This is a genomic window from Candidatus Desulfatibia sp. (assembly GCF_036446775.1).
Lineage (GTDB): Bacteria > Desulfobacterota > Desulfobacteria > Desulfobacterales > UBA11574 > Desulfatibia_A.
In genome coordinates this window covers 1-7414 of sequence record NZ_JAZFTO010000282.1, presented here as the reverse complement: position 1 = coordinate 7414, position 7414 = coordinate 1, and the positions used below count along the sequence as shown (strand labels likewise).

Below are 7414 nucleotides of genomic sequence, written 5' to 3'. Positions count from 1 at the left end.
TGGCGTTGGTAATGACCCAGGGTTTGATTTCAATGGCACGGCGACTGGATTCAATGGCACGATGCAGGACTTCCAATCCTCGCCGCGACTCTATAACGGCATGAAAGTCTTCCTGGATCGCTTCAAGGATGGTGTACATGGCGCTGGCCACGCCCAGGGCATAAAAAAAGTAGTCGTCGGATTTAAAAAAACTGACCGGCGTGCCGTCGTCTTCCTCATACTTGACCAGATTTTCGTCGCAGCTCCCCAGCAGGTCTGCATAAGCCATCAGCAGGGGGATTAAATTATCGGTTCGAGTGTAGAAATTAGCTTCACCTTTTTCCAGCTTTTCCTTGTAAATCTCCAGTTCTTTGAGGCCGGCACTGTATTTTGATTCCGGAGACGGGAACCAGTAGCGGTCTGATTTTATCATGAACCAGTTCATGGCGCGTTCCAGGTTTTTATCAAATGCCGCGGTACTGCCGGTACGGGATATTCTTTCCGTCAGAATCACGACGGTTCGGCGGGTGACCTCCAGCACGCCCAGCTGGAAATTGTTGATGTTGTCGGTAAAATTTAAGATGTCATTGGGACGCCATCCCCAGAATCTATCGTGCAATTCATAAGCCAGCGGTTTGCTAATGGCTTCAATAAAGGCGACACCTTTGGGTCGAGCTTTTTGGACTGCGGTAATTTCAATACCATCAGAGACAGCTAAAGGAGCGGGTTTCTGGGCCTCGGGTTCTTCCTGAGCAGGTTCAGTGGCTTGCGGTTTTTCATGAACGGCTTCAATGGGCTCCTTTTTCACAGCTCCGCCGGCAACGGTATCCCTGGCAATCAAATCGGTACTCGTGATATAGCCGGCCGTACCTTCTTTGTAATCGATTTTTGCTTTAACGGGCGCCTGCTTAGTGGTTTCCGGTTGTTTGTGAGGGGGCTGCGCGTCGGGTTTATCAGCGGCCTTTTCTTTTACTTTATCAATGTCGTGCTGCCGGGCGATTTGAACACCGGCAGGTTGTTCGAAGAATCCTAGAACGGTGCCCACAACCCACAGGGCCACGACGGTCAGCAATATGCCGGCGACGACGCGTTTTGTGGCAAAAATTTTAAATTCGGTTGCTTCAATATTATTATCGTTGTTTTTTGAAGTTTCCATGATGTCTCCCTGTACCTAAGCAATTGGCCGGCAACATGCTACCCGCTTCTGAGTTTGCGGATATCTCCAATTCGGATAGTCACGTTTTGGGTGTCAAAGTATTCAATCAACGGTATTAAAAATTTGCGTGAGACTCCCGTCATATCTTTGAATTGCGGGGTTGTAAGTTCTTTGTTGGCCACCAAAAAGTCGACCAGTCTTTGCTTTAAATCTTCGATCGCCTTTACATCAAAATAAAGGTCTTCTTTGGTTTTAACGAGCAGCCCTTCCTCGATGAGCAGCATAAGCACTTCTTTGGCCCGATCAACATCGATGTCAAGGGTCTTTGAGAGTTCCTTAAAATATGGCGGCGTAAGACCGCTTTGATGATAAGCATTTAAAATCTTATTTCTGACTTGGGCCTGATCAATACCTAAGGAAACTTTGTGAGAGGCCAGGCGAACCGTATTTTCATCCTGGACGATTTCTTGGTCCTTTATCATTTGATTGAGCGCCAGATTGAAAAGTTTTGAGTCCTGAACAGCAGGGAACTTGGACCTGAGTTCTTCTTTGGGCATTCCCGCTTTCAACGGGTTGGTCCGGTGATAGGTGTCAAGATGAACAGAAGCCTCTTTTTTAAGCTCGTTAAAGCTGTTTTGATGAATATAAATCCGGCTTTCCCTGTCAGCCATAATCACTACCCGTTTTGAAAGCAGCTCCTGCAAATTGTTGAGGAGCTGTTTTTCGGGCAAACTGGTCATAATTTTAAGCTTGGAAAAGGAAACCCCGCCATAGCCGGCCGCGTCGACGTGATAGGCAATAATGGCTTCAGGCTCCTGACCAATAAGGCTTTTTAACCCTTTGACAATCTCAGGTTTAAAGCGCTTATGCTTGGGCGGGATCGGGTTCAGGATCTGGCCGCCGCCGATGGTGCGTATGGGCGAGTAGCTTCTGATGACAAACCTGTCGTCCTTGATTAAAGCCATAGGAGCATCTAACCGCAGTTGGGCTAACGTTGTTTCGCCCGGAGGAAGTTCCTCTGTATCAAGCAGTACCAGGATACCGAGGACCTCACTGGTCCCCGCATGGAATCTGACACGGGTACGGTTTTTAAGCGGTTTTTTGTTGCTGCCAAGGTAGTGCAGGGAAACGTCCAGCATGTAACTCGATATTAAGGCTTGCGGGTTGGAAACAACTTCGCCGCGGCTGACCGCGGCTTTTTCAAGTCCCTGAAAGTTAATAGCCGTTCGCATGCCGGCGGCGGCCATATTAACGCTTTGGTTATGGACCTGAACTCCCCGTACCTTGGAAGTAATACCGGAAGGGTATATCATGATGGTATCACCTACCTGAACGCGTCCGGAAATCAGGGTGCCGGTAATCACGGTACCAAACCCTTTCATAGTAAAAACCCGGTCAACAGGAAGCCGGAACAGGCTGGAGGATGAACGCTCGGGCACCTTGGTGTTGAGTTCCTCCAGGGTCTTTATAAATTCGGGAAGGCCCTGGCCGTTAACCGACGATACCGGTACGATGGGACTGTTTTCCAAGAATGTTCCCCGGGTAAAACCTCTGATGTCATCGATGACCAGTTCCAGCCATTCTTCATCCACAAGGTCGATCTTGGTCAGAACCACCAGCCCGTATTTGATACCCAGAAGGGTACAAATGTCCATGTGTTCCCGGGTTTGGGGCATCACGCCTTCGTCGGCGGCGATTACCATGGCCACAATGTCGATCCCGGTAGCTCCGGCAACCATATTTTTAACAAATTTTTCATGACCGGGAACATCGACAATCCCCATGTGCTGTCCGCCGGGAAGGTCAATGTATGCAAATCCTAATTCGATGGTGATACCGCGGAGTTTTTCTTCCTTGAGGCGGTCGGTATTAATACCGGTAACCGCTTTTATTAGAGACGTTTTTCCGTGATCGATGTGTCCGGCGGTGCCGAGAATAACCTGTTTCAAACTTGTTGTACTCCTTAACTTGATTTTTTGCTCCTAAAGTACTCCATAACATACGCCATCCCCACCAAAAAAATTCCTAAGGCGATTACATAGACGATATTAGCCTGGGGATAGAAAAAGCGCGACAGCAGGACGGCAAAAGCAGCACCTAATATCGCTCGAATCGCAAAAATGTTCAATTGATTCACTATGTTTAACCTTCCTTCAAATAAAGCGGCGTAGCCGCGTTTCATAAAATCGTAACACGATTTTATTGCAAAAAACAATATATCAGAACCTATAATGGGTCAATAACAAGTTAACAAAATATAAGTCAAATGTTCAAATGGTGGCGCGTTGCGCATTACGAGTTGCGCGTTGCGGGTTTCAGGTTACGGGTTGTAGCGTATGCTGCGCTAGTCATTGGTCATTAGTCATTGGTTACTGATAACGTTTTGCTGCTTACTGCTCACTGACTTCTGTCCTCCATTCGACGTTGCTCATGGCCGTGAGCCTGTCGAACGGCTGTTCTCTGATCCCTTACACTGGTTCCGAGTTCGCCAAAGGCGAACGTTATATAAAATCGAGGAGCGATTTTATCACTTGAAAAGGCTCAATCAATCTGATACTTAAAAACTCAATCTGAATGTGGTGGGTGTAGCTCAGGGGTAGAGCACCAGGTTGTGGCCCTGGAAGTCGCGGGTTCAAATCCCGTCACTCACCCCATTTTTTTTGAGGCCTTTGCAAAAGGGGGGTGTTTTGCAAAGGCCTTATTTATATGCAGTACAAAGGTGCTGAATGGACAGGTGGTCAATCTAGCGGAACTGTTTCCAATGCGTCGAGGAATGGGCTATCAGCAAGTTGACGTCCAGAAGGCTGGTTTTCACACATCATCCTCCAGTTTCTTCACATGCTCAAGCGTTATGGGTTGCGCGCCGGCAGGAACCGAGAAAACCGGAAAACCGTATTTATTACTGCGTACAACGTTTCTTTCCAGGCCTCTTCGGGCGAGTTCTGAAATAACCGCGCCTATCGACGTTGATTGTGCCTCGGCAAGGCTTTTGGCAGCTAAGAGCAGATCATCATCTATGTTTAGTGTCGTTCTCATAATAGCATTAAAACACACACCTGCCGACTGATGTCAAGATGCTTCGTCATCATGATGTCACCCATGCCAACCGAATTGTGTTACTAAGATCATACGGATTTACGCACATTCCCTGCCATTGCCACCTATACAATGCAATACTTGACATCATGCTTGGTTAATAACTCTAAAAACTCTTCGTAGTCTTTTTCCGTTTTCACGAAGGATTATCCCGGACGACCGAAAAAACGTTTCACGGAGAAACTGAACGGTTTCAAGGCGCTCGACGGCAGATAAGCTTTTGTAGTACTCTCTTTCAAAACGTTCGGCTGCATCAAACGAGTCGGCCTTATTTATCCATATTTTTTTCATAACCAACTAATAACATTAAATAATCTAAAAAGCAACGGTTTCGTTCGGTTTTGAACTGAGAAGGGGGCAATTTTGGTTGTTTAGACCAATAGTTTTGATAAAAGGTGTTCCCGGATTAATACAAAAACTGTTAGCGAGAACTTAAACCGGCAGCAGAATTAATCCTGCTAAGATGCCCAAATAATGTTTATTATCAGTCAAAAAAGTGTTGCGTAACCCGTTGAAAAGTTATAATGAATTATCGAGAATAATTCTGAACGATTTAGGCGCCCGTAGCTCAGCTGGATAGAGCGCCGGACTTCGAATCCGTAGGTCGCAGGTTCGAATCCTGCCGGGCGTACCATTCTTTTCAATAACTTACAGAGATTCTCAATTTATGTATTCGTGACCTGCCCCCACGAACGAGTCTACCTTCTAGATCGAAATTGAGACTGCTGAAGAAACGGGTGGAGGCTCAGTCAGGAGAACTTGCCCGAAGGTTACGAAACGGGAGTGTACGGAGTCAGCTCGACCTTATGACGGGGTACGAATGGTTTATTTGTGGTCTCAGCTCCTTGAATGCGATCCACTCTGTAGGACCTGATCTGACCCGTTTCATGCTCCACGGCGTACAACAGCAGATTTCCGTCCCGGGTCCGGCGCAAGGAATACGGTTCGATGAGACGCCGTGTCCCTTGGTAGGCAAGATCGATGCAAAGCCGATTCGCCGCAGCAAAGCGGATCACCTCGAGCGGAACGGAGGCGCCCCAGGCTTGTACCATGGCTGGTGGCACCCATGCCTCGTCGACGCCGATATCCATGGTCTCGATTGAAGGCAGCACCCCCTTCTCGACGCTGCCGCCTAGCCAGTCCAAGACTGCCGGAACTTCGCCCCAGAAATGTTCAAATGGTGGCAAGGCTGGAAGCTGGTGCCGGAGCATGTTGTCCCACTCAGCCTCTAGTTCGGTGCGTTCCGGGCTAGCCTCAAGAGTCGCGCTAGTGGGCACATCTATTCCCTTGAAGGCACACTTTTGTTTAAGGGTGCTCATGACGAGGGCTCGGTCCGGTTGGAAACTGTCGTGTCGATAAAGATGCACGACGTCATAGAGATCTCGCGGGCGTAATCGTTCAGTTAGGGCTCTCAGCTTCTCGGCGAAGACCTCTTCAAAGCTGTAGCATTGGACGTGAATCCCGTTCCCTGGCCTGTCGGAATAAGGGTGGTGCACTTCACGGGCTACCGGTTCGAGGACCAAAATCTCATCGACTGTCAGATCCAGTTTGATGCGTGGAGGATCACCCCGACGCTGCATCGGACCTCGATAGCCGATCCGCCCCTCGACGGTGGGACGACCGCGCGCATTGCTGTAGACTTCAAACCGGATCGTGTTCTGGGGCATCTCAATGCCTGCCTGATCATAGATCCAGACAGCAATCTCTTGAAAAACATGGGTAAGAAATTCTTGCTCCAGCTGGTCAGAATCGGTGACAGTGAAGTCCAGGTCTTCAGAGAAGCGGTAGGTCTCAAAGTAACACTTTTTCAGGCACGTTCCGCCCTTGAATACCCAAGCGGAACCTAGTGCAGCATGACTGGAAATACCGGCTAGCAGCCATCCAAGAACGTAGTCCTTTTCGACGACATGAGCATCGAGCCCAAACTCTCTTGAAAACTCCATCACCTCCAGTCTCTTAATCAACTCTTTGCTCCTTGATCCATGTCTTTGGCACCCACAGTCGCCATCGGGTGACTAATTTTCCAGTTTCAAGCACGGTGTCTAACTTCGCGTTGCCCTGGGTAAGCCGTGCGCGGCAAGCAACGATGGCGTCCTCCGCCTCAGGTGCCAGCCGTTCCAGCAAGAAGCCAAGGCGTTTGAAAACAGCACCGTTGCCCAGGCGTTCCCCATACTCGATCAATAGATTCAGATCGCTGTTTTCGGAGCGTAGATAACCACGAAATACGTCCACAGTGGGTCGGAGACCACCGCCCAATCGAGTATCGCTCAGCATGTCCAGTACTGTGCGTGTTGGATCAGACACGGATACCTTCACCTGGCCCCGCCACACGAGTTTCAGACCGAACAGGGATCTCTCGGAAATCGTGCGCAGCAGAAAACTCACCCCTTTCATGACAGGCGAACGGTCCCGCGGTCTTTGTCGGGTCATGACCACGAGAGTTCGGAAGATCTGCTCCGTCAGGTTCCAGTGCCCGGCAGCACTCCAACCTCCAATGTAGCAGGGGCTGTACAATCGCTCCGCGATCAGCCAAGGATCCTCTAACGGCACATCCGGAGTTCGAGACTCAAGGGGTACCGGCACGTAAAGGCCACGGCGTACGCGGGAGAGCCAACCCTTGTTTGCCCATCGAGCGAGCATTTTGGCGGCATCAGTTCGGGATACCTTCAGGATATCCGTTGCATCGCTGACAGAAACGGTACCTGACGTTTCCCGAATCACCGCTGATAGTCGTTCCCGGTCGATACGGCCTAAACCTTCTATACGTCCCATACTATATCCTAAGTGCTATTATTCTTAGATAATGAGAACAACCGCGTCTGAAGTATATCATCTGCAGCCTGAAAAGTATATTGTAAGTGCAATAATTCAACTTATATATGAACTATGTTGTACTTAATATACTAACAATTTTCTCTGCACTATTTCCGAAGAAGCGATTCCCCGAACGAACCGATCCCGATAGCCGGGAACCAGTTGACAGGTCGGTTGGATAAAAACACCTCCAGTAATGAACTATTGGAGGTGTTTTTATCCAGGTAATGAACGAACTGCCGTATCGGGTCCACTCACATGCGAGTTCGCCGAAACCATTTTGTGTGTGAATCTGTGTGTGAAAATCATTCCAAAATCTGCCAAAATCGATAAAATCACCTAAAATCTGCTAAACCGAAAATCCCTTTG

6 protein-coding genes and 2 tRNA genes are annotated in these 7414 nt (G+C 48.8%); 2 read left to right on the top strand and 6 right to left on the bottom strand.

Annotated features, from left to right (window positions below; translation table 11 throughout):
* The 3 genes from V3S16_RS13395 to V3S16_RS13385 form a co-directional block, all read right to left on the bottom strand.
* Positions 1 to 1135: DUF2333 family protein (locus V3S16_RS13395; RefSeq protein ID WP_413885747.1), on the bottom strand; the 1135-nt coding region annotated here is incomplete at its 3' end.
* Between the two features lie 38 nt (positions 1136 to 1173).
* Complete coding sequence (selB, locus tag V3S16_RS13390) at positions 1174 to 3084, bottom strand: selenocysteine-specific translation elongation factor (protein WP_413885745.1); 1911 nt, start codon at positions 3082 to 3084, stop codon at positions 1174 to 1176.
* Between the two features lie 14 nt (positions 3085 to 3098).
* Positions 3099 to 3272, bottom strand: a complete 174-nt coding sequence (locus V3S16_RS13385; RefSeq protein ID WP_413885743.1) for a hypothetical protein — start codon at positions 3270 to 3272, stop codon at positions 3099 to 3101.
* Positions 3273 to 3714: 442 nt separating this feature from the next.
* Between V3S16_RS13385 and V3S16_RS13380 the strand changes: the two genes are divergently transcribed.
* Positions 3715 to 3789, top strand: a tRNA-His gene (locus V3S16_RS13380).
* Between the two features lie 157 nt (positions 3790 to 3946).
* On the opposite strand, the gene V3S16_RS13375 is transcribed toward V3S16_RS13380, so the two are convergent.
* On the bottom strand, positions 3947 to 4171 hold the full coding sequence (locus V3S16_RS13375) for a CopG family transcriptional regulator (RefSeq protein ID WP_413885741.1): 225 nt from the start codon (positions 4169 to 4171) through the stop codon (positions 3947 to 3949).
* 617 nt (positions 4172 to 4788) lie between these two features.
* On the opposite strand from V3S16_RS13375, the gene V3S16_RS13370 reads away from it, so the two are divergent.
* Positions 4789 to 4865, top strand: a tRNA-Arg gene (locus V3S16_RS13370).
* 136 nt (positions 4866 to 5001) lie between these two features.
* Here V3S16_RS13370 and V3S16_RS13365 read toward each other — a convergent pair.
* Both V3S16_RS13365 and V3S16_RS13360 read right to left on the bottom strand, forming a co-directional pair.
* Positions 5002 to 6195 (bottom strand): nucleotidyl transferase AbiEii/AbiGii toxin family protein, encoded by a 1194-nt coding sequence (locus V3S16_RS13365; protein WP_413885739.1) that lies wholly within the window; start codon positions 6193 to 6195, stop codon positions 5002 to 5004.
* The gene (locus tag V3S16_RS13360; RefSeq protein WP_413885737.1) at positions 6188 to 7003 is read right to left on the bottom strand and encodes a type IV toxin-antitoxin system AbiEi family antitoxin domain-containing protein; all 816 of its coding nucleotides are present in this window, start codon (positions 7001 to 7003) and stop codon (positions 6188 to 6190) included. The genes V3S16_RS13365 and V3S16_RS13360 overlap by 8 nt, the downstream gene beginning before the upstream one ends.
* Between the last annotated feature and the right edge of the window lie 411 nt (positions 7004 to 7414).